The sequence below is a fragment of the Methylacidimicrobium cyclopophantes genome (assembly GCF_902143385.2).
GTDB classification, from domain to species: Bacteria; Verrucomicrobiota; Verrucomicrobiia; order Methylacidiphilales; family Methylacidiphilaceae; genus Methylacidimicrobium; species Methylacidimicrobium cyclopophantes.
In genome coordinates, this window is sequence record NZ_CABFUZ020000082.1 from 1 (window position 1) to 26,218 (window position 26,218).

Sequence of the window (26,218 nt, forward strand, 5' to 3'; positions counted from 1 at the left end):
GCGGGCGCGCTTTGCTCCCCTTCGGAAGGAGCCTCGGCCGCACGCGCGGGCACTCGCGAGAGAAAGAGAAACAGGCAGACGGTGAGAAGAAATCCGAAGGCCAACCAGCCTTTCTTTCGGCTGGTGTTCTTGGGAAGCGAGCCGCACCCTAGATCCGGCATCCAAGTCATCTTCCTCCTCCTTTCTGCCCGCCAGCCGACTCCCTTGGTCAGCGTCGGCGGCACTCTAGCCAAGCAGCGCGTATTCGCGCAATCCCGAATTCTGTTACATTTTTGTGACAGAGCACCTCGCCCTCCCCCGTCATCGAGGGTAGATACAACCATCTCATCGCCAAGACCCTGCGCACGCAGAAAGACGCAGATGTTCTCAATATCCCATGAAAGGCGGCGCGCTGAGCGTCGGAGGGATATGGGTCAAAAGAAATGGGCCGTAGACGAGCGCCACGAGGGTCAACGAAAGCAGGACCCAATAGGAGATCTTGTCGAGAATCAACTGATTTCCCGAGGGAGCTGCGCCCAGCACCGTCGAGGTAAAGGGAAGATCGACCACGGGCCGGGTCTTCCGGCCGGCCAAGAGCGTCATGGCCAAGACGACGAAGAAGAGAACGGCCGCAACGAACATCAAGCTCCCGCCGACGGCCGTCAAGGCGCCCGCCAACTTCCAACCCGGCAGCGGCGCATAGTTGATCATCGAAATCGCCGTTCTTCGAGGCATTCCCAACAAGCCTCCGGAAATTTCCCCACGGGCGAAGATGAGCACCCCGACGAAATAGAGCCAGGACTGGAGCAAGGCCAAGCGCTTCCCCCAGAGCTCCCTACCGGTGAGATAGGGAATGAGCCAATAGGCAAGTCCGAAATAGGAAAGCGCGACGGCGCTCCCCACGGTCATGTGAAAATGGCCGGGCACGAAAGTCGTGTTGTGGATCAGCAGGTTCATATCGACGCTCGCATTCATAAGGCCGGTGATCCCTCCCGGAAGAAAGGTAATCATCGCGAGCACCTGGGCGCTGACCGAAGGATCTCCCCACGGAATCCGCCAGAACCAGCCGAGCATCCCTTTTCCCCCACGCGCCCGACCGCCCATCTCGAGAGCATACATCACCGAGAAAGCGGTGAGGAGACTGGGAAAGAAAATCGCGAAGGTAAGAATGCCGGCCGCCCACTTGAAATAACCGGCGACGCCTGGATCGACATATTGATGGTGGAAGCCGACCGGCATGAGGACGATGAACAGGATGAAGGCGATCCGCGCCAGCGTATCGCTGAAGAGCTTTCCGCCTACCTGCCGCGGGATCATCGTGTACCAGGAAACGTAAAGAGGGAGCAGCCAGTAGTAGACGATCTGGTGGCCGGTAAACCAAAAGAGAACGCGGCTCAAGAGCGGATCGGAGCCAGGCAGCAGATTGAGTGACCAAGGCAAAAGAAGGAAAAGAACCTCCAGGGCCGCTCCCATGGAGGCGATATCCCACATCACGTAGGTGGCGATGGAAACAAAGGCGAGCAGCGGGATCCGCTCTCCCGGATGCTCCTTTTTCCATCCGGCCAGCGCTACGAGCTGCGCGACAGAAATCGTCCAGGTACTCAGGACGAGCAGCACGACCCCAAAATAAAAGGGCCACTCGGCCCGGAGCGGGGGATAAAAGGTGTAGAGGACGCTCGCTTTCCCGACGACGATGATGTAGCCCGCGAAAAGGCTCCCCGCCACCATCAGCCAAAAGGAGAGAGCCAGCAGGAAACCGTTGAGGTTCCTTCCCAAGCTCCGAGCGACCGTCAGCGCCAGCCATCCGTTGGCGGCCGCAAAGGGAAAGACAAAAACGTTGAGCACCGCGTGCAGGGTAAGTCCCTGGTAGTAGGTGCGCATTCCCGGAAAGTTGCTGAAGATATTGATTCCGGCGTAGTTGAGCCCCTGGGCGAATCCCTGGAAGACACCCACGGCGAGGGCGGCAAAGCCGAAGAGGATACTCCACAGGATGTACCGCCGGTGGCTGTCGGGCAGCGAATAGCCGGAAGGATTCTCGACGATCGTTACTGTGGCCTCGGCTGTCGGCATGGCTACCTCTTTCTATTTCACAGTGAGAGTTCCGGTCATCTGGTGGTGGAGCATTCCGCAATACTCATGGCAAATGATCCGATATTGCCCCGGACGCGAAAAACGGTAGCGCTGCTTCCCGATCTGTCCCGGCAAGAGCATGATGTTTACGGTCGTCCCGGGAATGTAGAGCCCATGGTCGATATCGATCGAGGTGCCCCAAAAAGTGACCTCCGCCCCTACCGGCAGCTCGATGGCGGCTGGATTGAACATCCAGGCTTGTCCCAGCACCACCACGTCGTAGCTGTTCGGACCCGTCTGGTGGACGCCCGGCTGGTCGAAGGGCTTGGTTCGGCTGACCGCTGCAAAAAGAGTTTCCCCCCGCTTCGGCACTATCTGGCCGCTGTCGCCCGGAACGACCACCGCCAGCACGACCGACGCGTAAATGATGGCCGCGAAGAAGGCGACCAGCACGAGGATCGAGAGCCAGACATAACCCTTTTCCAGCTTCTCGGCGAGCATTTCCATGAGATCCTCCTAACGCGTCACCATCTCCATGTACATGTAAGCCCACATCCCGGCCAGGACCACCAGGAAGAGAATGAGAACGAACATCGTGCCGAGAGGAGGCGGAATCTCCTCCGGCACTCCCTTAACCTGCTCGGCTTCGTTTTGGTTCATTGCCGGCCTCCGAATAGCGCAGAAGGAATCGAGAGAAGATTCCCGCTAAGAGAAGAAAAAGGACTAGGCAGAGAAGAGAACCCAATCCAGCCCCCAAGCCGCCCTCGGCTTCCAAGACGGCGTTGAGGAATCCCCATCCGAAGAAGACGACGGGAGCGGTCACCAGCAGGAAGAGGAGCAAGACCGCGATGAGTTTCCCTTCCCCTTGCCCCTCATGCTCCAGGTGGTCGAGCATGAGCAGATGTTAGGACAACTCGGGAAGGGCCGGCAAGGGGAAAGGGCACTCCCCTACCCTGCCCCGCTTTACAGCGGTCATCCGAGGGAAAATCGGGGATTTGCCTAGACCTTCCAGTGTCGGAAGAGGGTCGACCCCGCCGATTTTCCAGCTCTGGAATTCGGGGAGATGCTCTCCGGCGGGAAGCCCTCGGGTAAGAATGGCGCTTCTTCAGCCGCGCTTGCCGAAGTCGCCCGGGCGATAGTCCTCCTCGGCGCGCGAGAAGGCGTCCTCCATCGACCCCAGCTCTTCGCCGGATCGAGAAAGATCCATTCTCTCCCGCTCCTTCTCGAGCTGCTCGTCAGAGTAGGCGAGCGCCTTGATGGAAAGACCGATGCGCCGCTCCTCCTGCTCGATCTTGATGATGCGCGCCTCGACTTCCTGTCCTACTTTGAGGACATCCTTGACCTTGGTGATCCGATCGTTGCTGATCTGCGAAATATGCACCAGCCCGTCGATCTCCCCGTCCAATTGCACGAAGGCCCCGAAACTGGCGATCTTGCTCACCTTGCCGGTGACGACTTCCCCTACCTTGAAGCGGGAGGCGAGGCTCTTCCAAGGATCGTCCGCGAGCTGCTTGATTCCGAGGAGGATCTTTTGATTGGGCCAATCGATCTCCAAGACCTTCGCCTCAACCGGATCCCCTTTCTTGAAGACCTCGGATGGATGGTTGATCTTCCGAGTCCAAGAGAGGTCGTTGACATGCACGAATCCGTCGATTCCCTCCTGCAGCTCGACGAATACCCCGTAGGCCGTGAAGGTGCGGACGGTCCCCTTCACCGTCGATCCTACCGGATATTGTTCGGCAATTTTCTCCCACGGATTGGGCTCGAGCGCCCGAAGGCTCAAGGAAATCTTCTGTTCATCCCGATTGACGTCGAGAACTACGACCTCGACCTCCTGACCGACGGAAAGGATCTCCGCGGGCCGGGTGATCCGTTTCGTCCAGGACATCTCCGAAACATGGACCAGCCCCTCGATGCCCGGCTCGAGCTCCACGAAGGCGCCATACGCCGTCAAATTGGTCACCTTTCCCTTGATCTTCGATTGGATGGGATATTTCTCGGCGATCTTTTCCCACGGGTTTTCGGACTTCTGCTTGAGCCCCAGCGAGATTCTCTCCTTCTCCCGATCGACGTCGATGACCATTACCTCGACCTCCTGCCCTGCAGACAAGAGCTCGGACGGATGCGCAAGGCGTCGCCAGCTCATGTCGGTGATATGCAGCAGGCCGTCGATCCCGTCCAAATCGATGAAGGCGCCAAAATCGGTGAGGTTTTTGACCACGCCCTTGACGACTTGCCCTTTCTGGGCCGTCTCGAGGAACCTCGCCCGCTTTTCCGCCCTCTCCGCTTCGACCAGCTCCCGGCGGGACAATACGACGTTGCGCCGCTCTTCGTTCAACTTGACGATCTTGCAGGTAAGGGTCTGGCCTTCGAAATTGCGCAAGTTCTTCGGGGGAGTGATGTCGATCTGGGAAGAGGGGAGAAAAGCCTCCACCCCTACGTTGAGCATCAGTCCGCCCTTGACGATCCCTCGAACCTTCCCGTCGATCGTACCGCCCGATTGGAAAATCTTGACGACCTTGTCCCAATTCTGCTTTTGAGCGGCTTTCTGCTTGGAAAGCACGACGTTGCCGTCTTCATCTTCCAGTTGCTCAAGAAGCACCTCCACTTCATCGCCCACTTGAACGGCCGCCGGGTCCTCGAATTCATCCAACGCGACGACTCCCTCCGACTTGTAGCCGATATCGATCAGGACGCTCTTCGGGTTCTTTTCCACGACCCGTCCCTTCACGAGACTTCCTTCCGCAAATACCGGAAGCGCTTCCAATACTCCATGCTCCATAACTTCCAATCTCCTTCTCCTCAAAATTTTCTAGGAAATTCGATAGACGCCGTCTTGTCCGCCGAGGAGGCAGACCTTCGGCCGACTACTCTTTTCGGGTTTCCAGCTTCTCTGAAGGCCTAGACGACGGGCAGGAGCCGCAGCAACTCTTCCGCCTCCGCACACCGCGCGCAAATTCTCGTACAATATAGAAGAAGCTCCCTCCGACCAGGAGCAGAGCCACCCATTGCTGCCAATTCCCTTCCACTCTTTCGTCCTATCGCCCAACCGTCCCCGATCCTTGATCCTCCTCGACCCGGACGGATAGAGCAGCCTCAAAAACCGAACGCTCGGCCTATCTGGTAAACGGCTAGGCATACAACATAAGCAAAAAGCGTCATATAGCCAAATTGAAAAAGAGCCCACTTCCAGGATCCCGTTTCCCGGCGCACGGCGACGACGGTACTCACGCACTGAAGGGAGAAGACGAAGAAGAGCATGATGGTCAGACAAACGAGCGGAGAGAAGACGGGCCGTCCGTCCGGCCAACGGTCGGCCAGCAACGCCTGGGCCAATGAAACCGGCTGAGCATCGCCTTTCGACACCCCCGCGTAGAGAACGCCGATGGTGCTGACGAAATTCTCCCGAGCGGCCTGCGCACTGATCAAGCCGATGCCGATCTTCCAATTGAAGCCCAGAGGGCGAATGGCGGGTTCGATGCAATGGCCGATCCTTCCGGCAAAGCTGCCCGCCAACTGGGCCGATCGATCCCCATCGGAAACTTTCGGATAGGCCGTCAGCCACCAGAGGATTACGGAGATCGCGACAATCGTGGTGCCCGCCCGGCGAAGAAAAGCGCCGGCTCGCGAGCCCATTTGCGCTGCAATCGTTCGAAGGGACGGCCTCCGATAGGGAGGCAACTCCAAAACCAGGGGTGTGGGCCGACTCCGGAAGAGGCTGTTTTTGAAAAGCCAGGCGAAACCGAAGGCAGCCCCTAACCCCAACAGATAGAGAAACATCACGATCCCAGCCTCGGCGACGGCCGCACCCGGACGGCCGCCGAAGAATGCGGCGATCAAGAGCACATAGACCGGCAAGCGTGCCGAGCAACTGGCAAACGGTGCCACCAAGATGGTAACCATCCGATCCCGCGGGTCGGAAAGCGTCCGTGCGGCCAGAATGCCCGGAATCGCGCAGGCATGGCTGGCCAGCAGCGGAATAAATGCTCTCCCCTGAAGGCCGACGCGGCTCATCACCTTATCCATGAGGAAGGCCGCCCGCGCCATATATCCGCTATCCTCCAACAAGCCCAAGAAAAAGAAGAGCACGAGGATCTGCGGCAAAAAGACGACGACGTTTCCGGCTCCGCCGATCACCCCTTCGGTCAATAAGTCGCGCAGGTCGCCGGCCGGTAAAACCTTCTTGATCCCTACCGCAAGCGCCAAGAAGAGGCCGTTGATGGCATCCTTGGGCCCCGCCCCCATCTCGAATACCGCAAGAAACATGGTCCCCATGATTCCCAGGAAAATCCACCAGCCCCAGAACGGATGCGTCACCCAACGGTCGAGCCAGTCGGTCGCGCTTTTGCCGATGACGGGTGATTTCCGGAAAACGTCGGCCGTCAGAGCACGAATCTCCTGTTGGCGCATGGCAATCGACTGCTGGCGCCAGTCCGGCATCTTTTCTTGAAGCCTCTCCTGCTCCTCTCGCAGCGAGGGCAACAGATGGGTGACGGCCAGCAGTTCAGCCAGACGCTGAGAATCGGGTGCGCTCAAGACAAGGGAACAGAGAGCTCTCCGTTCCACCTTCTCTTGCGGAAAGTCCCTCGCGATGCGGGTGAGAGCGTCCCCCACCGGCTCGGGCAACCGGCGACAGATCGGGCGGCTCGGCGAAAGCTCGCGCGAGAGCGCCGCGCGGATTTCGATCAATCCCTTCCGTTTCGACGCCTGGCACGGGATCACCGGACAGCCCAGCTTTGCCGCGAGCGCCTCGACATCGATGCTGTCCCCCCTTTCCTCCAAGAGATCCATCATGTTCAGGGCGACGATGATCGGAAGACCCAAATCGAGCACCTGGGTAACCAGATAGAGGCTCCGTTCCAGATGTGTGGCGTCGAGAACGCAAATCACCGCGTCCGGCACGGGGGTGTCGGGACGCATCCCGAAGAGGACTTCGCAGGTGATCTCTTCATCCGGGGCGCTCGGCAGCAAGGAATAGGTACCCGGAAGATCGATCAGTTGGCACTTCCGACCGTGCAGGTCGTAGCAAAATCCGATCTTCTTCTCGATCGTAACGCCGGGATAATTGGCAACCTTCTGCCGCAACCCTGTCAGCGCGTTGAAAAGAGTGGACTTTCCACTGTTCGGATTGCCCACGAAAGCTATATTCGTCGGCTCGGCGAGACGGGCGCGCTCTCTGCCTCCGGGTGCCAACTTCATCTCTTATCCGGCCGCGCCGCCCTTTCTTCGGCGAAATCGGTCTCGGATCCGGCAAAAGAGCGTCCCCTCTTCTGCAAAAGAAGAGAGATCGCTCCTGACGGCTTTCGCGTTCCCGGGATTCTCCCGCGGCTCTCCGGGAGCAACCGTGACCAGAATCCGCTGGGCGACAGTCTCGCTCAAACCGACTCGAGCACCGCAAACCAGACAGACCGTCATGGCTCCGTGGGAAAGCTTTACGAGCTCCGCCCTCCGGCAAAAGCCCATCTCGTGCAGCCGATGGCACTCGCGGGGATTCCCCTCCACCGAATGAATCCAGAGTTGCGCGCCTACCGACGCCTCAGATAAAGGAAAGGGAAAGAGCTGCGGCCCCACCTCCCTCGGCTTTTCGGCAGGCGAACTCATTGCGAACAATCTAAGCCCTCACCTTTTCTTCTCAAGTGAAATTCGAGTCGGGCCTTTGCCGTCTTCCGAAGCGATTTCCTCGAAGAGACCGGTCGCCGTCGGAGGAGTCCCGTCGGGCCGAAAGTGCTGCGCAACAGTAGGAGAAAATGACTTACCGCAACTCTCCGATGCGCGCCATCATCTCCTCCGCAAGAGAGCGATAATATTCCTTTTTTGATTCGCCCCTCTCGATTTGCCGCGGAATATACGGACTTCCGATGACGACCCGGATCGGGACGCAACGCGGGAATCGGGAGAAGCGCGGCAACGCTTCAAAGGAGCCGAAGATTCGGACCGGCAGAATCGGGACGCGCGCTTGCGCCGCGAGGAACCCGGCCCCCGGTTCCGCCGGCTGTAGTTTCCCGTCGGCACTCCTCGTTCCCTCCGGAAAAATCAACACTCCCTGACCGCTTGCCAAAAGCTCGAGAATCTTTCGAAGCGCCGCGGGCTCGGGATGCTCCCGCGCCGTAGGAATCGTGTTCACGCTCCTCAGCAGCCCGTCCATCGGACCCCGGAACAAAGAGCGGCGAGCGAGATAATGGATCTCCCGGGGAACCACCGATCCCACGGCCAGCGGATCTAGGTAGCTCGCATGATTGGAGACAAGCAGCAATCCACCGGATGGGACCCGCTCCACTCCCTCCGCGCGCAAGCGGAAGCAAAGACGCAGAACGACCTTCACCATCGCTCGCGCCGCGGCATACCAAGGCCTCATGGTCGAGCCCATCCGCCGATCACGAGACGGAGCTCTCTTTCGGCAGAGGAAATCCGCGCTTGCGCAACTCCTCGAGCATTCGGAGGACGACTTCCTCGACGGTCATCCGGCTCGAGTCGATGAAAACGGCATCGGCCGCACACCGGAGCGGAGCGGCTTTCCGAGACCGGTCTTCCCAGTCCCGTTCCTCGATCGAATCGCTCTCCCCCTGCTTCTGCCTCCGTTGCTCCCTTACCTTCGGGTCCGCGTCGATGTAAAACTTGAACCGGGTCCCAGGGAAAACCGCCGTTCCAATATCCCGCCCCTCCATGACCAGAGCGCGGTCGTCGGCCAATTTCCGAAATAGGGGAAGCAGCCTCTTACGCAACCAAGGGGAGGCGGAGACACGGGAGACCGCCGCATTCACCGCGGGGCTTCGCACCTCCTGACCCACCTCTTTCCCATCAATCCGCACATGGAGCTCATTCTCTTCGATCCGACACTCGAGCTTCATGCTCCGAACGGCGCTTTTGAAGGACTGTTCTCGGTCGAGATCCACCCCTTTGTCGACGAGACTCCATGTAATGGCCCGGTAAACCAGCCCGCTGTTGCAATAGGCGATGCCGAGAGCCTTCGCCAGCGCCTTCGCCACGGTGCTCTTCCCCGAAGCCGAGGGACCATCGACCGCGACCACCGGCCGGCGTGGCTCCTGCTCGCCTCCGCTCGTTTTGGGGCTCGGTTGCACCCAAGACAGATAGTCCTTCCATCCTGGAGCCGATTCCACGGCAGCTTGACTGAGCTTATGGAGGTCTTTGGAAAATCCTGGGTAAGATGTATCGACGCACCCGACGTCGTCGATGCGGCTCCGGCCGTCGGCCCGGAGAGCCAGAATCGAGCATGCCATCGCGACGCGATGGTCTCCGAAGGACGAGACGCGCGCCGCCCGGATGGGATGGCCGCCCTCGACGATCATGCCGTCTGGAAGCTCATCGACAGGCACGCCGAAGCGCCGAAGATTCTCCACCATGCAGCGAATGCGATCGGACTCCTTGACACGCAGCTCCTCCGCCCCGCGAATTTGCGTCTCCCCATCCGCGAGCGAGGCGATCGCCGCGATGACCGGCAGTTCATCGATGAGGTTCGGAATTTCCTCTTTCGTGATTTGTGTTCCACGCAATTTGCCTCCTCGAATGAGGAGGGAGCCCCTCGGCTCGCCCTCCCCCGACGCTTCTTCCACGCTTTCTTCGATCTGCGCTCCCATGCGCAGGAGGACGCCGAGCAACCCGGTGCGCGTGCGATTCAAGCCTACCCCCCGGATCCTGATTTCCGAACCGGGCATCGCCGCCGCCCCGGCGATCCAGAAAGCAGCGGAGGAAAAATCCCCCGGGACGCAAAAATCGCGGCCTTCCAGGCTCAACCCTCCTTGGATGAGAAGGGCTCGACCCTCCCGGAGCGGGCGGACGCCAAAATGTACCAGCAGCCGCTCGGTGTGATCCCGAGTCGGGCTGGGCTCCACGATTCGCGTTGTTCCCTGCGCATGGAGCCCCGCCAAAAGCAGGCACGATTTGACTTGGGCGCTGGCTACGGGAAGCTCGTATTCGATCCCGTGAAGCTCTGCCGGCTCCAAAGCCAAGGGAGGCGTTTCCTTCTCCCCCTCCGCTCGGATATGGGCACCCATCCTTTCCAGCGGCTCGAGAATCCTCCCCATGGGTCGCTTCGAGAGCGAAGCATCGCCTACGAGGCGGGACCGAAACGGCTGTCCGGCGAGGATTCCAGCGATTAACCGCATCATCGTCCCGGAGTTGCCGCAATCGAGAGCTTCCCTAGGGGGAAAGAGTCGGTGGAAGCGGTTCTCGATCGAAAGCGTGGTTGGATCCTCGACTTCAATGTCGACGCCGAGAGCTTGAAAGGCTCGAAGGGTACAAAGACAGTCTTCGGAAGGAAGAAAGCCCGTCACCCTTGTAGGACCGCGCGCCAGCGAAGCCAACATTACCGCGCGATGCGAAATACTCTTGTCCCCCGGAACCGCGATCTCCCCTACAAGTCGCGCGGCCGGAACAATCGTGAAACTTTTCATCTCCGGTGCTCTTCTTTCCTCGACGAAACTTATCCTCATGCTCGGGGCTCGACGAACGCGGGCCGAGGCCGACCGATTCGCTCCATTCTTCGATTCCTGGTTCCCCGGTCGGGCTTGTCCCGCTTTACTGGCGGCTCCAGAGAGTGGTCAACAACAAAAGAGAAACGAGCCCGAGCGTCGCCCAACCCCAGCTCCCTCCAGATCCGCCCGATGCCGCTTTCCGCTCCGGATGCAAACCGCTCTTTTCCAACCGTTGCTCCACCGCCCGGCAAATTGTATCCGCGGAGCTTTCCTTCGCTCGAAAGAAAAGCCCGCCGGTCGAATGGGCAACCGACTCCAAGGGCGGATCGAAACGCGCGGTCCGAAACCCCCCGGTCGATCGGAACTCTTCCGCGCCGGGGAGCTTTTCCGCAACGGATCCCCAGGGCACAACCGCCCCGCGTTCCCCGCCTATGGAAAGGCAAACGAAAAGGACTCGAGGAGAAAGGGCCTGAATCTCTTTCGCGGTCTCGACGATCTTGGCGATCGGGACCTCTTTCCCCTCTTCCTTCCCTCCATCGGAGAGCAGGACGAGGACCGGCATCGGTCCGGACGGGGAATTCCGGGCCCATTCCGAAGCGAGGAGGCTCAAGGGTTCGACGAGATCGGTCCCGCTCGCCTTCGGCACGGAGGACGCCGTTTCCAGGTAATAGCGGAACTCGTCACGATCCGTGCTCGGCAACGAAAGCACCGAGGCATCGCCCGCGAAAGGGACAATCCCAAACCGCGCTCCCGGAAACCTTGCAAATAGCTCCGAACAGAGCCCTTTTGCCCATTCGAGCCGTGAGAAGGAGCGATTGCGATCCCCCTCACCCGATCCGTCTTGGGCACGCATCGACAGGGAAGTATCGAGCAACAGCCAGAATTCGCACCGGTGCCAGTCGGCGACGGGAAGCTTCCAACCCCAGCGCAGGCCGGCCGCACCCGCAGCGGCGGCCAGCACCGCGACGCAAAGAAATACCGTCTCCCAACGACGACCTTGCCTCGGCCAATGGTGCGCTTCCTCTCTCGGGTCCACCGCCAATCGCTCCTTCGCGAGAGCTCGGGCCCGTTGGCACTGCCACCCCAGAATCAGCGGCAAAGCTCCGAGCAGAAGGAGGCCCCAGACGTTCTCGACCCGCAAGAAAAGCGATCCGATCACATCTTCCCCTTGGAAACGGCGGGAGAATGGCCCTGCCGTTGCGGAAGAGGCGGAGCCTCCGCCGGATTCTGCATCTCCTTTCGGCTCGGTCTCTCTTCTCCTTCCTTCACTTGCGCATGACCGAGCGTGGAATAAAAGGTCGAGCCGAGTACTTCCAAATTTTCTATGGTCCAAGGATCTTCCGGAGCCTCCCGAAGAGCGGCCTCCATCTCGGAAACGGCGGCGAACCAGCTCTCGACCTGTCGTTGCGTATCGTTTTCCAGATCCGCAATCCAAGCATCCAAAAGCCCCTTGGCATAAAAGATCCTCGGGCGACACTGCTCCGCATCGGGAATTCCGGCGGGAGGGAGTCCCGCCGTCAACAGCGGGAAGGCCTCGGTCCGCAAAGCCCGGAGACGGCTCAGGAGCTCGGCCAAATACGGGTGGTCGGGCTCCTCCCGACGATAAACCGACGCCTCGGCGGCAAGATTTGCCGCCTTTTGCAAGAGGTTCCAGGCAGCTTCCCGAGCAATGCCTCGACGAGCCGCTTCGGGAAGGGAGAGCTCCTCGATGCAATCTTGAAATCGACGGCCCGCCTCCGAAAGTCCCTCTCCGCTCAAAGCCGCTTCCCGAAGATGTGCGACTGCCACACGGGCTTCAGCCACTCTCTTTTCGAGCATGGCCTCCGCCTCCCGCTCCTGTCTTTCTCGCCGAATCGCCACCCATTGCCAAGAGAGGCCGGTCAAAACGCAAAGAATCCCCATGCCCAGGAGAAGCCAACCAATCCGGATTCGACGATTCGCAACGAGATCGAGTTTCATAAAGCGATTGTTTCCCAAGCTTCGCTACGGCCCTCGAGCGATTGCCCGATTCCGGAACCAGGCGAAGCCGACAAGAGCCCCGCAGGCGAAGCCGAAAAACGGCCCTTCCCAAGGGCTCCGCTCCGCAACCTTCCACTCCAACCGGGGCCGGGTTTCCTTGCGGGCGATCTCCTCGTAGAGACCCTGAAAGCTTTCTTCGTTCTCCGGATCGATCCGCGTCATCGTGCGATAGGCGTTCGCCGCCACCTCGGCGGGCAGATCCTCGACACTCAAGCAGTAGGTACGAACATGGAGCGCACGAGCCAATTCCAGAACTCGGGCGGCCGGCAAGCTTTCGTTACGCACCATGCCGTCCGTAAAGGCGACGATCGCGGCATCCGCATGATCGCCGAAGCTTTCGCGTAAAGCCCTCTCATCCGACATCGCCGATCCTCTCTCCAGCGCTTCCCGCTCTGCTCTCCACCGCCGAAGCAGCGCTGCATCTTCCCATCGGCCCGATCTCACGATCGCCTCTAACCCGGCCCAAATGCCCATCCCAAGTTCGGTACCCATCCCCATGCCCGGATCCTTGGTGCTGACCGATTGAACGATACGCTCCAGCCGGTCGCGCAACTCTCCCTCGTCTCCGCTACGTCCCAGAGGCACCAAGGGGAGGCGAACCGCGGCGCTTCCTGAAAATTCGATCAAGCCGAAGCGAATGCGCCGGCCTTCCGGTACCCGACTTGCGGCCAAAAAACGGAGATTCGCCCGGCGCAGGCTTTCTTCTTTTTTCCCCTGCATGCTTCCGGAAAGATCGTCGACAAGGACAAGCCGTCTCTGCCAATCGGAGGCCGGCGCCAACTCTCGACGCGCGCCGATCCGCCAAGCCGCCGAAAGAAACGCCGCCCACGCCGCGAAGAGGAAGAGGAGCGGCAGAAGATCCTCGAGCATCCATCGAGCCCTGCATCGACGGGGTAGGACCAGCAGCGCCTCCCGGTAAAGCGCGAGCCCCGTATGGCTGGTCCAGGCTGCGGCGCGCGCGCGGCTCTGCCGCCAAAGTCCAAGCCAAAGGGCCATCGGTCCGAGAAGCGCCGCAAGATACCAGCCCATTGTCCTCCTCAGCGTTTGGCTTCTTCCCGCACCTCTCTCTCGAGTAAGCGCAAGAGATTCGTCACCTCGTTTCTCCCGGGAGTTTCGAAACTTTCCTCGCACGTCCCGTCGGCAAAGACCGCTTCGCTCTCTTTCAAGAGAGAGAGGCAGATCTCTCGGGACGACGCGGAAGCCTCTCCGGCTCGGCTCTTCTCCAGAAGCCGCCACGCGAGCTTTCGGACGGAGGCCAGATCCTCCTCTTGCTCCCAGCGTTCCCTTGCCCGCCGGACCCACTCGGCGGCCTCGGAGACTTTGGCCGGCCCCGATTCCGAGCTTCGCCCGCGGATCCTGTCTTCGGTCCAGCTCGTCCAGGCGAGCCAGCCGCCGGCCGTTACGAGCAAGAGCCCCAATCCGAGAAGGAGCCAAGGCCCTCCCTGTTCTTTCCCACGAACCGGCCTCGTCTGCCCCGACCAGCCAGCGAACCATTTGAGTGGATGGAGCGTGACAGCCTCCCCGGCCAAGCCGACGACCCTCAGCGTAAGAGCGGGACTTTGCGTCGAGCGAATCGGGCGGTCCCCTTCCCGATAGGGGATCGATCCCAGTTCGATCCGAAATTCCCCCGTGTGATAGAATCGCAGCGGTAGCCGGATCTCTCGTCTCTCTCCCCGAATTTCTTCCCTCGGCTCTCCGCGCTCCAGGAAGGCCGGGAGCAGGGCATCTCCGCGCGTCGACCGGATGGCAAGCTCAGAGAGACTCCGCAGAGGGGCATCCCGATCGATTTGCGCGGTCGGACCCACGCGCACCGTCAAGCGGAGCTCGATTCTGTTTCCCAAGAGAACAGCCATGCTCTGAGCCTCTTCTCCTCCGGGACGCACGAGAGCCGCCGTCATCTCCACCGGATTGCGCAGCGTCTCCAGCGAAGGGAGAGCCCAACGAATCCCTTTTGCCTGAGAGAGCGCAAGCCGGCGGGCCACCAGAAACGGATCCGGCACCCCGAGCACGATCCCCTTGCCTTCCCCCGATTTGTCCACTCGGCCCGTCCATCCCGATCCGAAAAGATCGTGCAGGTTCTCTTCGACAGTCCGGCAGATCTGGTCTCTCTCCTGCAATGAGAGCCGTGGATCGAAGGAGAACTCGACGCGGGGAAGAGGGACGCAGGGGCCTGCCGCCGTTTCCACCAAGGGATAGGCAAACCGAACGGAATCCCGATTCCGTAATGCGGCCGCGGTTGCAACCACCTCTTCGGGTCGAGGGTTTCCGGACAGAGTGACGAGAAGGCCGGCCCCGTAGGGCTCGATTTTCTCCGACCAGAGTTCTCCCAAGGCGGCCTTGCAGGCCTCCGTCCATTCACGAGAGCCAACGGGCAGGACGCGCCGGATCTCCACGTAGAGCCGCGGAAGGGGGCGTGCGGCACAAAAGTGCATCTCCCGGTCGAAGAAGAAGAGAGTTTCGTTTTTGCCTCCATCCTCGGAGGCGGCGTTGCCCAAAAAGGGAAGAGCCGAAACCGCGATCCATACCGCAAGCCCGAACGCGCCTTTCCCTGCCGCCTTCACGCCAAGATCCTCCGCCGAAGGGCCGCCATCTTCCTAATCTGCTCGCTCAGTGAATCCCCTTCCTGAACAACCTCCCATTCGAGAGTTCGCCGGAAGCCTAAAGAAGCAAGCCTGCCCGAGAGCTCTCGCAACCGCGCCGAGGCATGAGAGGCGAAACGTTCCCGGAACCGGCGGGAGCCGAGAGGGACCCGAAGGGAAGAACCCGAGGAATCCCGAAAGGTCCAGGAAGACGGAACGGACGGCAACCGCAATTCCCATCGGCCGGCCAGCGCGAAGAGAATCACCTCTCTTCCGGGAGCGCGCAGCCGAGAGAGGGAATGAGCGAAGTCGTCATCCAAAAAAAGGCGGCTAATCGGAACCAGGAGGACAACCGTCGAAGCCGAGGGCAGCCACGGTCGTCCCGCTTCCCGCAGGGGGAAAAGCTCACCTCCAAATACTTCCTCTCTTCGCAACGCATGTTCCAGCTTCGTCAAAATGCGCTCTCTCCAAGCAGATCCAGAGTGCATGGGTTCGCGGAGCGGTTTCGAGCCCAGCATGGCCACGAGCCCAATCCGACTCTCGGGATCCGAATAGACGATTTCTTCTGATAGGAGCTTCACGAGCGAGATCACGAGCTCGCCGAGCCGAAAGGATTCCCCACCGTGGCCTACCACCATCCAAAGAAGACCTGGAGCCCGCGCTTCCTCGGCAAGCCGCACGAGCTTCTCTCCCGAACGACGAGATCCGAGCCAATCGATCCATCGGACATCCTCCCCGGCGCGGGCTTCTCGAAAGGCTTCGAATTCTGCTCCTCCCGGAGCAGGATTGGCCGGCCATCCCCCGGACACCGCCGAGAAGAGCCGTCGCCGCGGGAAGAAGCCGAATGGAATCTGAGACATGGCATTCTATTCAAGATCCGGCACTCGGGAGACGATTTCCTGCAACAAGTACCGAACGACGATCTCCCGGGGCAAAAGCGCCGAAAGGCTCCGAAAACTTCGGCGATCCCGCTCCGGCAGCCTCTCGAGAAGTCGCGGTGCCAGCTTTGGGCAGAGCACTTCGAGCTCTTCCGAAAGACGGATTCGATGGTTCATAACATCCGCGTAAATCTCCCGTACGTCAGACGGAGTGACCCAAAGCCGGGGGGATCGTCCCGCCTCGTAAGCCTCGCTTCCTCCAAGAAAAGCAACTACCTTCGATGCTCCGAGCAACCCCAAGGCCGGCCGTTCCGCCAAATACCCCGAAAAAAGAGAAGAAAGGGAGATGCCGGCCAGAGTCTCCAACTCGCGCCGGACAGGCTCCAATCTCGCTTCCAGATACTCCACCTCGGTGAGCCGCACCAAGTACTCCTTCAGCAAACCGCCGGCCCTCACCTCCGACCAGATAAACGCCCGGATCTCCTCGAACTCCTCGGGAGTGAGAGCCTCCCTTGCTTCTTCTTCCACGTTTCCCGCATCGAGAAAGCCTTCCGCACGCTCCAAAAGCCGAATCCGCTCCTCCTGCCGGAGCGGAGCGAAGAAGATCTGAAATAACGACCGATCCCGATCGGCATCTCCGATCTGGTAAAGACCGGATACCTCCATCGGATTGAGGGTCATGAAGATTATGTTCGGCCGGGGAAGAGAGAAAGAGCGCTCCTCTCCGAAGGTGACCGAGACGAAGCCCTCGATCTTCGCCTGCAACACTCCGGAGCGCGCCTTTTCCGGAGCTCGGTTGTATTCGTCGCAGAGAACAACGTTGGAGAAGAGAGGCCCCTTTTCGAAAACGAGTCTTCCCTCCTTTTCGACGAAGCTTCCCGTGAAATCCCTCGGCAGCAGATCCGCGGTGCATTGAACGCGGCTGAAGGTGCCGCCGATCGCTTGGGCCAGCACCGACGCCATGGTGCTCTTCCCTGTCCCAGGGAGACCGATAAACGTACAATGCCCGTTCGCCGGAAAACCTCCCACGTTGGGTTGAAAGACAGAAAGAGAGCCGATCAAACCGCGAAGCACAGCCGTCTCCTGCCCCACGATCACCCGAGTCACCCTTCTCCAAATCGAGCAGACCCGCCGCTGATGGTGAAGATGGCGCACAGAGAGCGGTGAAGGAACTCTCTTGTCGCAACAATCGACGCTCTCTCCCTGACTCGCACCCTTCACGGATTTGAAAGAAAGCGTGGGCCGGCGCAAAAGCAACGAGATTTCCTCGGTCCTCAAGAAAGCCTCCCACGGTCGAGCCCGAGCCTTTCGGCAAGAATCTCCGCGATATCCAGGGGCCTCGCGCCGGGATCCTGGGCGGCGACGGCATCACCCAGCATAATCAAGCAAAACGGGCATCCCACCCCGACCGTCCTTGCTCCCGTCACCAATGCTTCTTGGGCGCGCAACGCGGAAACCTACCGGCGGGGGTCCTCCTCCATCCACATCCGTTCCCCTCCGGCCCCGCAGCAAAAGGTCTTCTTTCGCCTTCTCCCCATCTCGCGGAGAGGTCCGGCAAGTCGATGGGAGAGGCGATCCCTCGGTGCTTCCTCCACTCCGCTCACTCGAACCAAATAACAAGGATCATGGTAAGGGATCGCATCCGCCGCCTGGCTCGGGCTTCCCCTGCCTCCGAGCCTTCCTTTCCGAAGGAGATCGACCAGAAGCTCCGAATGATGCACGATCTCGAAGCGCGCGCCGATCTGGGGATAGTCCCGCCGAAAGGTGTTCCCGCAATGGGGACAATGGGTCACGATGGGGCGGAATGAATATCTCTCCAGAGTCCGGCGATTCTCTCCCGCCAATTCCTGGAAGAGAAACTCCTCTCCCATCCGCCGAGACGACTCTCCATTGCAGCGCTCCTCGTTGCCCAGAATGGCGAAGTCGACGCCCGCCGCCGATCCGGATCTCATTCCGAATGGGAAGGCCCGCAGCTCGGAGATTCCGCAACTTCTCGGTCAGTTCGGGAACGAGCTGATGGACATCCCCTAACAGACCGTAGTCCGCCACCGAAAAAATCGGCGCTTCCGGATCCCGGTTGATCGCAACGATCACCCGGCTCTCCTTCATCCCGGCCAGATGTTGCACCGCGCCCGAAATCCCTAGGGGAGGGGAAGCTCCGGTGCCACATTCTTTCCCGTGTGCCCGATCCGGAGGGGGTTGGGAGTAATTCCAGCGTCGACGAGCGCCCTCGTCGATCCGACCACCCCACCCAGCGCGTCCGCCAATCCCCCGACATGCTTCTCGACCTCTTCGCGGGAGCGAAAAGCTCTTCCCCCCGAAACAACGATCGAGGCTTCCGTCGCATCTGGCCGTCCGCCCGCCGGGAGAACGCTTCTTCCGACGAACTCCGTGCCCCTCGGAAGAGCCGCCTCTTCGAGAGCGACGTGACGTACGGGCGACTCGGGCCCTTTTTGCTCCGGCAGTCCGAAAGCCGCCGGAAGCAGGGTCATCAGGCAAACCGGCCCTTCCATCTGGACGGTGGCAACCCCGTTGCCAGCAAAGATGGCTCGCCGGCAGAGGAAGGCGTCTCCATCTGCCGCCGCGCCGGTGACGTCGCTGAGCATCGGAACTTGGAGTGGGCCAGCCGCCCTGGGCAAGAGATCCCGAGAAAAGGTCGACGAAGCCGCGCAAAGAAGAGTCGCCCCTTCTTCCCTCACGAGGTCGGCGAGCAAAACCCCGTATCGGTCCGCCAACGGGTGCTCCAAGGAGGGGTGATCCGCGAGCAAGATCGCCTCGGCACCGAACATGCGCACGGTGGCAGCAACCGCCCTCCAGATTCGTTCCGAAAAGAACGAGGAGGAAGGAAGAGGAGAGATCCTTTCCGACCTTCTGGGCGAAGCTCACGGCGGCGAGCGACGTCGGCCTCAACCGTCCGCCCTCGTGCTCCAACAAGACCAGAATGTTTCGCATTTCCCCTTCCTGCCGATGGGCTCCTAGATGACCTTCGCTTCGTTGCGGAGCTTCTCGATCCGCTCGTCCACCGATGAGACCCGAATGCCTGGCTTTTTCGCCGGAGGCGGATCGAGGCGCACGAGATGCAGCTTGCGGGCGGCTTCGACTTTTAGGTCGCGGAGATTGCGCTCTTCGATCGGCTTCCGCTTTGCCTTGAGACTCCCGGGTCAAGACACGTAGCGCGGCTCATCGATGCGCAGATCGGTAGTGACGACCGCCGGAAGGAGGACCGAGATCTATCTGCTCCAACCCGCCATCGGTCTCCCGCGAACAGAGACATCGGCCATCGACGAGCTCGGGCTTGCTCACGAAGGTTGCCTGCGGAAGGTTGAGCAAGGCGGCCATCATTTGCCCCGTCTGGTTGTAATCGTCATCGATCGCTTGCTTTCCAAGAATCGTCAACTCGGGCTTCACTTCTCCCCAGAAAGCCGCCAAGACACGCGCCGTCAAAAGCAGTTCGGATTCGGCGGGTCCGTCGATCCACACGAGGCGGTCCGCTCCCATGGCGGCCGCATAGCGGAGCTGCTCCAAGCATTCTTCCGTGCCCAGGAAAACGCAGACAATCTCTCCTTCTCCTTACCGTTCGCGGATCCGGAGAGCTTCCTCCAAGGCGGTGAGATCCAATGGATTGATGGCAAAGGCCAGCCCCTCCGTTTCTCTACCCGAGCCATCGGCTTTTACGCGAATCCGGACATTTGGATCGGGAACCCGCTTAATCGGGATCAGAAACTTCACGCCCTCTCCTCCGACACCAGTGTCCTCGCCCCACCGCGGATCAGCGCCCAGATGCCCGTGGCCGTCGATGAGAGCTTTCCCGCTTCATCGAAAGCTTCGCCTCGAACGAAGACAAGATTCCTCCCCTTGCGGACGACGAAACCGGCCGCCGTGGCTCGCCTGCGGGCGATCAGCGGCCGAAGAAATTGGATCTGAAGCTCCACGGTCAGAATATCGCGCACGTCCTCGCCGCAAACCGTACTCACGGCGGCACCCAGGACGGCGTCGAAGAAATAGGCGATCGAGCCCCCGCTGATCGACGGGATGAGCCGATGCCGCCTATGTCGCTCTTCCACATGGAGTGCGGCGCGGGAAGCTCCAGGGGAGAGCTCGAGAATCTCGACGGAAAAGCTCCGGCAAAAGTCGGAGGCATTCCAATCGGCCGCCATTCGCTCGAGGCTGTCCATCCCCATCTCCCTGCTTCTCGCCGCAAACCTCCGCTGCGCGCTCACCATTCCACAGCCGGCTTCCTCGCGGACGTTATCGCCCGCCTCCGAACGGCCTCCGCCGGCCACTCCAGCAACCTTGCCCCGCATCCTCGCAAAGGAAACTCCGTTCCGGCAAGGCCCCTCCTGTCGGAAAGCCACTCCCCGCCCGGAATTGACATATCATGCAAGCCGGCGCTACCGTGCACAACGGTATTGCAATGACTTTCGCTTTAGGTGACGACCAAAGGATGATCCGCGATCTTGCGCGCGACTTCGCTCGAAAAAGAGATTGCTCCGGCGGCCGCCCGACACGATCGGGAAGAACGATTTCCCGCGGAAATGTATCGCAAGGCGCTTTCCTTGGGTCTTCTCAACCTCTTCGTGCCCGGCGAATACGGTGATTCCGGCCTGGGCCCCGTGGAAGAAGCGATCATTTGCGAGGAATTGGGATGGGCCTGAACGGGAACCGCCACCGCCTTGACCGTCAATGGGTTGGCGGGGGAAACGATCCGCGTGGCCGATACCGAAGAGCAGAAGAGGAACTATTTCGGCCGATGAAGGTCTGGGGACACCTCGGCGGAAGCGCTCGCCAAGCTCCAGCCGGTGTTTTGTGCCAACGGGACGGTTACCGCGGGAAACTGCAGCCAGACGAGCGATGGAGCCGCTCGCGTCATCCTGGCAAGCGAACGGGCGATCGCCCGATTCGAACTCAAGCCTCTCGCTAGATTCCTCGGATTCCCCGTCGCCGGCGTTCCTCCCGAGATCATGGGCATCGGTCCCATCGAAGCCGTCCCCAAGCTGCTGCGCGTTACCGGGGTCCGCCTCGAGGAAATCGACTGGATCGAACTCAACGAGGCCTTTGCCGCTCAGTCGCTCGCCGTCATGCAGGAACTGCGGCTCGACGAGCGGAAGCTCAACCCCATGGGCAGCGCGATCGCCCTAGGCCATCCGCTCGGCGCTGCCGGCGCGATTCGGACGGTTACGCTCGTGCACGGACTGCGACGAACCGGCGACCGATACGGGCTCGTGACGATGTGTGTCGGCGGCGGCATGGGTGCGGCTGGGCTCTTCGAAGCCGTCCGCTGAATCGCACGCGTTTCCTCGAAAAGGGGAGGCAACAGGAACCTTTCCGCCTTTCGACCGGCCATCTCTCACGAAGTTCGAACCATGCGAGAGTCGTGCGAAGGGCATCGGAAGGCGTCCGCAGGAGAAGAGCCATTCCTCTGCCGGAGGGATTTCCCGCAGGGGCTCTTCTTTCGGCTTGCGGCAGGAAAACTCGGCGGCCAAGAAGGGAACGAAATCGTGAGAGTCGGCGCCCTAGTCGTTGGTTTGATCGGCGGACTCGCCTCCGTCGCTTACGGATTGCTCGGCTACGGGTTGGCGAGCTTGGCCGAATCCGGATATCCAGCTTCCGCCACGGGAGTCAAGCTCCTCAGCGTCGTCGTCCCGATTACGGCCTTGGTAGGGGCCGGGATGGTCTTGGAACGACCGATTCTGGGCGGCTTGCTCATGGGGACGACCGCGACGGTCTTCCTTTGGCTCTTGGGCTGCAATGCGTTGAGCTTCCTGCCGATCGTTCTCTTGGGCAGCGGAGCCCTCCTTGGGCTTTTGGGCGCGCGAGAACCGAGAAAACGGCAAGGAAAGTGATCCGCATCCGCCCTCTTTCCGGACGGGACGACGGTCGCCCGGACGATCTCACAGATCCCTCAAGGGGTGTTCGTCCGAAGGCCAAGGCGCCGAAAAGTGCTCTTCTATTTTTTGGATCGGGACCTCGGCAACGCTTCCATCGCTCCACCGAGGCCGTTTGTCCTTATCGATCAATAAGGCGCGAATCCCTTCCGGAAAATCGGAATGCGCTCCGCACTGGTGGGCGACGATCGTTTCGAGCCGGATCACCTCTTTGAGGGACATCCGGGTCGTCCGCCGAGCCAACTCCCAGATAAGCCATGCGGAAAGCGGACACCCATATGCCAGATTTTCCGCGCCTTGGATAAACCAGGGATCGCTCGTAACCGGGCCCTCCGCGATCCTCTCTACGATCTCGAGTAGAGTTTCGCCTTCCGTAAGGAATTGAATGCGATCGAACTCGAGCCGAGTCCGCGGGGACCCGATCGAGCTCCGCCACGGCCGCGCCCACTCTCGCAAGGATCGGGAGAGATGCATCCGATCCAGCTCTGCATGCCCGCTCCAAGAGAGGCTCGGGAGCCTCTCCTCCAGGACCGACATTCTTTCCTCGGCGGGCAGGAAATAGTCGGCCAGCTTCAGGAAGAGGGCGTCGGCAGCGTGAAAGGGAAGCCCGGTGAGGGCGAGAAAGAGACCGATGCGCCCGGGCATTCGTCCCAGGAACCAACTGCTCCCGACGTCTGGAAAGAGCCCGATCGAGATCTCCGGCATCGCCAAGCGGCTCTTCTCGGTGACAACCCGATGACTCGCCCCGACAAGAAGCCCAAGTCCTCCGCCGTAGACAATCCCGTCTCCCCAACAAAGAATCGGCTTCGGGAAAAAGTGGATCTTGCCGATGACGCGATACTCCTTGACGAAAAATCGCCCGGCGTAGCCGGTGTCCCCGGATCGGATGGCTTGATAAATCCTTCTAAGATCTCCGCCGGCGCAAAACGCCCTCTCCCCGCTTCCGGAGAGCACCACGCAGACGATGCCGGGATCCTCCGCCCAGGAAGAGAGTGCGGCGTCGAGCGCCTCCTCCGTTTCCACCGAAACGGCGTTGAGAGAAGCCGGATTGCTCAGGGTGGCGTAGCCGAGACGAAAGCCTCCCTTTGCACTCTTTTCCTCGATCAGGATGGGCCGTTCGCTCATTTTCCCGCTTCCCAAAACCGTTCCTTCCCTCCTTTACCGAATCGCTCTCTTCCGCTTACCGAGCGGCCGATCCATTCTCTTCTTCCACTCGCGAATCGCCAGTCTTTTCAAAACTTCGTCAACCGATCCGCGCAACTCGATCTCTCAACTGACGAGGACGACCGAAACGCCGCCTCTCCGACGAACGACATTCATCGCCACATCTCGAATATGGGAGCGAAAGAGCACATCGACGGAAGATTTCTTCAAAGTGAGCCCGTGCAGGAGTAGATCCTCCACCTGGATCGGAAGCACGGGCTTCTCGAACCGGATCTCCTCGACTTCCGCGTGGAATCGGATGCCCAAACAGGCCGCCAGAAGAGCGAACAGGCTGCCGCTGGCCCATCCCTGAGGACGACAAGCAATCGGATACCGTACGGGCGCGGAAGCCGGCCGCCGAGGGAAACCGCAGAAGAGCTCCGGAAGCCGGTGATCCTCCAAGTAATCGAGCGCGCAGAAGAGACCCTCCGCCAGCTTGCGCAGTTCGGCCGACAACCCGTAGCGCGCCAAACCGAGCGCGATGAGACTATTGTCGTGCGGCCAGACGGAACCGTTATGGTAGGACATCGGGTTGTAGCGGGGGCTCCCCTCGGCCAACGTCCGAATGCCCCAACCGCTGAAAAAACGGGGCCCGAGGAGGAGCTCCGCCACGCGCCGAGCTCGATGAGGCGAAGCGATTCCCGAAAAAAGGGCGTGCCCCGCGTTGGAAGCGGCGACACGGCAAGGCTCCTTATTCCCATCCAAGGCGAGGGCATAAGTGCCGAGCTCCTCGCACCAAAACTTCTCCTCGAACCGCTGCCGCAGCCATTCCGCCTTCCGTTGCATCTCGCGGGCCGCCTCGAATTTCTCTAGCACACGCGCGAGAAGGGCGGCACTTTCCCAGGCGGCATAGGCATAGCCCTGCACCTCGCAAAGAGCGATCGGACCTTCCGCGATCCGCCCGTCGGCATGGAAGATCGCATCGTCGCTGTCCTTCCAGCCTTGATTCCAAAGGCCTTGACCCTTCGGCGGTCGCGCATATTCGAGAAAGCCGTCGCCATCCCGATCGCCTCGAGTCTCCATCCATCGCAACGCAAGGTCGATATGCGGCCAAAGCCGCTCAACCATCCTTTTGTCGCCGGTGCGTGCATAGAGAGCCCCCGCCAGGAACACGAAGAGGGGCGTCGCATCGATGCTTCCGTAATAGAGACCGAAAGGAACCTCCCCGGTCGCCGCCATCTCTCCCTGCCGCATTTCATGGAGGATCTTCCCCTCCTCCTCCCCTTTGGCCTGATGTGCCGCCAAGAACCGCAGAACTCCCTGCGCAAGATGCGGATCCAGCCACAGGTACTGCAAGGCGGTCAGGATTCCGTCACGGCCGAAAACTGCGCTGAACCAAGGGACTCCCGCGAAGGGATAAAGCCCTTCCCGAGTGGGCGTCACCAGCATCTCGAGATCGGCCCGAGCCTGATCGATCCATTCCTGGATATGCTCATCCGAAGTCCGAATCGCCGCTTGGCCGAGATACCGACGCAGATGCCCCTCCCGCTTCTTGGTCCGGCTCGGCATGCTGCGGATGAAGAGCTTCGGCTCCGGTTGGGCGAAGCACTCGACGTCGATCTCGATCTTCTGCTCTCCCCCCACCTGCAACGGAAAATCGTAGCGAACGGCCTTCGCTCCCAACTCCGTCGGCGTCGGGGAAAAGACGAGCCGGGTGGTGCGCTCGACTCCGTCGACCCCTTGATATCCGAGAGTGACCGTGGAAGGGCGTATCCGCGGCTTTCTCAACCTTCCTCGTTTCGAACGCCCCTTCCCCCTCACCTCGAAGACGTCGGCGAAATCCGCCTCAAAGAGAAATGTGCAGTCGAGCACGACAGTTTCGGAACCGTAATTATGAAGCCGCAGCTCCTCCCGAAACCCCCCATCATACATTCTCTTCTTGCGCAGCACATGGATCGTCCGGCTCGAAAGCGGAAGACGTCCATTTCCCTCGGGAAGATCGACGTTGGTGAGGTCTATGCTCGCGCCCGCCTCCAGTCCGCCCAAGTGGGAACTGAGCAGGAGGGGCTCCGTTCGTCCCAGCAGGAAACGAAAGCGGGAGAGGAAGCGAGTATCCGCGCGAAAGAGCCCTTCGGCGGGCCGCAGCCGAGCATCTACGTCTCCCGCTGGATTGAAAACGCCGAAGGTATCCCCGCGCTTCAGGACCAGGGCCTGATCTTCCATCAGCTTCTTCGGCGTCCCAATGGCAAATTCGCTATCCACGACTCGGTCATCAAAATGCACAGGCCGACTCGAAGAGCGCAAGGTCGGAACTTACGGCCTTGGCGGGCCGTTCCCCTTTTTTTCTTCCACTGCCGGTTTCAGAAAGGTCTATTCTGCTGTGTCGTAGGTCTGCTATTGTGCCGATTTCCACACATTCGAGGAGGACGCAAGGAGGCAAAGATGACAGTTCCAACGAGGCCGGCGAAGCAGAAGCGGGGAGATTCCGCCGTCAAGCTGGCTCCGTCGATCTTATCCGCCGACTTCGCGCGTCTGGCGGCCCATGCCCGCGAGGCGCTCCAAGCCGGAGCCGATTGGCTTCATATCGACGTGATGGACGGCCACTTCGTGCCGAATATCACGATCGGCCCGCTGATCGTCGAGGCTCTCCGCCCGCTGCGCGCCGAGGCGGGGGCTCTCCTCGACGTGCACCTAATGATCGAAAAACCGGAACGGTATCTGGCCGATTTCGTTCGAGCGGGAGCTGATATCGTCACCGTCCATGTCGAAACTTGTCCTCACCTCCATAGAACAGTCCAGGCGATCAAGGAATTGGGCGCGAAGGCGGGCGTCACTCTCAATCCGGCAACCCCTTTGGTCGATCTCGAGGAGATCCTCCGGTATCTCGACCTTGTCCTCGTGATGTCGGTCAACCCGGGCTTCGGCGGCCAAGAGTATATCCCCGCGAGCACGGACAAGATTCGTCGGCTGCGCCGTATGCTTGATGAGATCGGTTCCGAAGCCTGGCTCGAAGTCGATGGGGGCGTAAAAGCCGAAAACGCCGCGGAAATCGTCCGGGCGGGAGCCACGGTTCTCGTCGCCGGGTCGGCCGTATTCAAAGGCAAGACGGCCGCCAACGTTGAGCGGCTGAGAGCCGCCATCGCCGAAAGCCGTTCCGTTTGAAGCTCCCCATCCGAACCCTGGAGCGACAAAAGCGTGCCGCAGAAACCAAAACCCTCGGCGGAGAGACCGCC

Annotated in this window: 23 protein-coding genes and 2 pseudogenes; 5 read left to right on the forward strand and 20 right to left on the reverse strand. The window is 60.7% G+C overall.

Annotated elements, in window-relative coordinates:
- Positions 1-366: 366 nt before the first annotated feature.
- The 16 genes from FN369_RS02170 to FN369_RS02245 form a co-directional block, all read right to left on the reverse strand.
- Entirely contained in the window at positions 367-2,049 is a 1,683-nt protein-coding gene (locus FN369_RS02170; RefSeq protein ID WP_142524572.1) for a cbb3-type cytochrome c oxidase subunit I, read from the reverse strand.
- A 12-nt stretch (positions 2,050-2,061) separates the two neighbouring features.
- The gene (locus tag FN369_RS02175; RefSeq protein ID WP_142524573.1) at positions 2,062-2,556 is read right to left on the reverse strand and encodes a cytochrome c oxidase subunit II; all 495 of its coding nucleotides are present in this window, start codon (positions 2,554-2,556) and stop codon (positions 2,062-2,064) included.
- 124 nt (positions 2,557-2,680) lie between these two features.
- Positions 2,681-2,944, reverse strand: a complete 264-nt coding sequence (locus FN369_RS02180) for a hypothetical protein (RefSeq protein ID WP_142524574.1) — start codon at positions 2,942-2,944, stop codon at positions 2,681-2,683.
- Positions 2,945-3,154: 210 nt separating this feature from the next.
- Positions 3,155-4,831: a 30S ribosomal protein S1 gene (locus FN369_RS02185; RefSeq protein ID WP_142524575.1), complete on the reverse strand. Its 1,677-nt coding sequence runs from the start codon at positions 4,829-4,831 to the stop codon at positions 3,155-3,157.
- Between the two features lie 314 nt (positions 4,832-5,145).
- The gene (feoB, locus tag FN369_RS02190) at positions 5,146-7,248 is read right to left on the reverse strand and encodes a ferrous iron transport protein B (protein ID WP_142524576.1); all 2,103 of its coding nucleotides are present in this window, start codon (positions 7,246-7,248) and stop codon (positions 5,146-5,148) included.
- 3 nt (positions 7,249-7,251) lie between these two features.
- Entirely contained in the window at positions 7,252-7,650 is a 399-nt protein-coding gene (locus tag FN369_RS02195) for a FeoA family protein (protein ID WP_142524577.1), read from the reverse strand.
- 151 nt (positions 7,651-7,801) lie between these two features.
- On the reverse strand, positions 7,802-8,404 hold the full coding sequence (locus tag FN369_RS02200) for a lysophospholipid acyltransferase family protein (protein WP_178087613.1): 603 nt from the start codon (positions 8,402-8,404) through the stop codon (positions 7,802-7,804).
- 19 nt (positions 8,405-8,423) lie between these two features.
- Complete coding sequence (aroA, locus tag FN369_RS11685) at positions 8,424-10,460, reverse strand: 3-phosphoshikimate 1-carboxyvinyltransferase (RefSeq protein ID WP_142524579.1); 2,037 nt, start codon at positions 10,458-10,460, stop codon at positions 8,424-8,426.
- 124 nt (positions 10,461-10,584) lie between these two features.
- The gene (locus tag FN369_RS02210) at positions 10,585-11,640 is read right to left on the reverse strand and encodes a vWA domain-containing protein (protein ID WP_142524580.1); all 1,056 of its coding nucleotides are present in this window, start codon (positions 11,638-11,640) and stop codon (positions 10,585-10,587) included.
- The gene (locus FN369_RS02215) at positions 11,637-12,440 is read right to left on the reverse strand and encodes a hypothetical protein (protein WP_142524581.1); all 804 of its coding nucleotides are present in this window, start codon (positions 12,438-12,440) and stop codon (positions 11,637-11,639) included. Before FN369_RS02215 ends, FN369_RS02210 begins: the two co-directional genes overlap by 4 nt.
- A 24-nt stretch (positions 12,441-12,464) precedes the next feature.
- Complete coding sequence (locus tag FN369_RS02220; RefSeq protein WP_142524582.1) at positions 12,465-13,529, reverse strand: vWA domain-containing protein; 1,065 nt, start codon at positions 13,527-13,529, stop codon at positions 12,465-12,467.
- An 8-nt stretch (positions 13,530-13,537) separates the two neighbouring features.
- Positions 13,538-15,061, reverse strand: coding sequence for a hypothetical protein (locus FN369_RS02225; RefSeq protein ID WP_142524583.1), 1,524 nt, complete (start codon positions 15,059-15,061; stop codon positions 13,538-13,540).
- A complete protein-coding gene (locus FN369_RS02230; protein WP_142524584.1) occupies positions 15,058-15,939 on the reverse strand; it encodes a DUF58 domain-containing protein in 882 nt (293 codons plus the stop codon). The genes FN369_RS02225 and FN369_RS02230 overlap by 4 nt, the downstream gene beginning before the upstream one ends.
- 6 nt (positions 15,940-15,945) lie before the next feature.
- Entirely contained in the window at positions 15,946-17,112 is a 1,167-nt protein-coding gene (locus tag FN369_RS02235; protein WP_142524585.1) for an AAA family ATPase, read from the reverse strand.
- Between the two features lie 302 nt (positions 17,113-17,414).
- Complete coding sequence (locus FN369_RS02240; protein ID WP_142524586.1) at positions 17,415-17,909, reverse strand: (Fe-S)-binding protein; 495 nt, start codon at positions 17,907-17,909, stop codon at positions 17,415-17,417.
- Between the two features lie 189 nt (positions 17,910-18,098).
- A complete protein-coding gene (locus FN369_RS02245; RefSeq protein ID WP_246189488.1) occupies positions 18,099-18,746 on the reverse strand; it encodes an electron transfer flavoprotein subunit alpha/FixB family protein in 648 nt (215 codons plus the stop codon).
- Positions 18,747-18,753: 7 nt separating this feature from the next.
- Here FN369_RS02245 and FN369_RS02250 point away from each other — a divergent pair, with 7 nt between their 5' ends.
- Positions 18,754-18,936, forward strand: coding sequence for a hypothetical protein (locus FN369_RS02250; protein ID WP_142524588.1), 183 nt, complete (start codon positions 18,754-18,756; stop codon positions 18,934-18,936).
- Here FN369_RS02250 and FN369_RS02255 read toward each other — a convergent pair.
- Together FN369_RS02255 and FN369_RS02260 are read right to left on the reverse strand one after the other, a co-directional pair.
- Positions 18,933-19,686 (reverse strand): annotated as a pseudogene (locus tag FN369_RS02255) (electron transfer flavoprotein subunit beta/FixA family protein). The gene FN369_RS02250 and the pseudogene FN369_RS02255 overlap by 4 nt on opposite strands.
- Positions 19,683-20,261, reverse strand: a complete 579-nt coding sequence (locus FN369_RS02260; protein ID WP_142524589.1) for a PaaI family thioesterase — start codon at positions 20,259-20,261, stop codon at positions 19,683-19,685. The pseudogene FN369_RS02255 and the gene FN369_RS02260 overlap by 4 nt, the downstream one beginning before the upstream one ends.
- Positions 20,262-20,414: 153 nt before the next feature.
- On the opposite strand from FN369_RS02260, the gene FN369_RS02265 reads away from it, so the two are divergent.
- The 3 genes and pseudogenes from FN369_RS02265 to FN369_RS02275 all read left to right on the forward strand — a co-directional run bounded on the left by FN369_RS02265 (position 20,415) and on the right by FN369_RS02275 (position 21,800).
- Positions 20,415-20,612 carry an acyl-CoA dehydrogenase family protein gene (locus FN369_RS02265; protein ID WP_178087614.1) on the forward strand — a complete coding sequence of 66 codons (198 nt, stop codon included), beginning with the start codon at positions 20,415-20,417 and terminating at the stop codon, positions 20,610-20,612.
- 108 nt (positions 20,613-20,720) lie between these two features.
- Positions 20,721-21,239, forward strand: a pseudogene (locus FN369_RS02270) (thiolase family protein); the annotation flags it as partial.
- 81 nt (positions 21,240-21,320) lie between these two features.
- On the forward strand, positions 21,321-21,800 hold the full coding sequence (locus FN369_RS02275) for a hypothetical protein (RefSeq protein ID WP_142524592.1): 480 nt from the start codon (positions 21,321-21,323) through the stop codon (positions 21,798-21,800).
- Between the two features lie 48 nt (positions 21,801-21,848).
- Here the strand turns inward: FN369_RS02275 and FN369_RS02280 are convergent, their stop codons facing one another.
- Both FN369_RS02280 and FN369_RS02285 read right to left on the reverse strand, forming a co-directional pair.
- The gene (locus tag FN369_RS02280) at positions 21,849-22,967 is read right to left on the reverse strand and encodes an enoyl-CoA hydratase/isomerase family protein (RefSeq protein WP_142524593.1); all 1,119 of its coding nucleotides are present in this window, start codon (positions 22,965-22,967) and stop codon (positions 21,849-21,851) included.
- A 144-nt stretch (positions 22,968-23,111) separates the two neighbouring features.
- Positions 23,112-25,208, reverse strand: a complete 2,097-nt coding sequence (locus FN369_RS02285) for an amylo-alpha-1,6-glucosidase (protein WP_178087615.1) — start codon at positions 25,206-25,208, stop codon at positions 23,112-23,114.
- 219 nt (positions 25,209-25,427) lie between these two features.
- Here FN369_RS02285 and rpe point away from each other — a divergent pair, with 219 nt between their 5' ends.
- Positions 25,428-26,147, forward strand: a complete 720-nt coding sequence (gene rpe, locus FN369_RS02290; protein ID WP_142524595.1) for a ribulose-phosphate 3-epimerase — start codon at positions 25,428-25,430, stop codon at positions 26,145-26,147.
- Positions 26,148-26,218 lie beyond the last annotated feature (71 nt).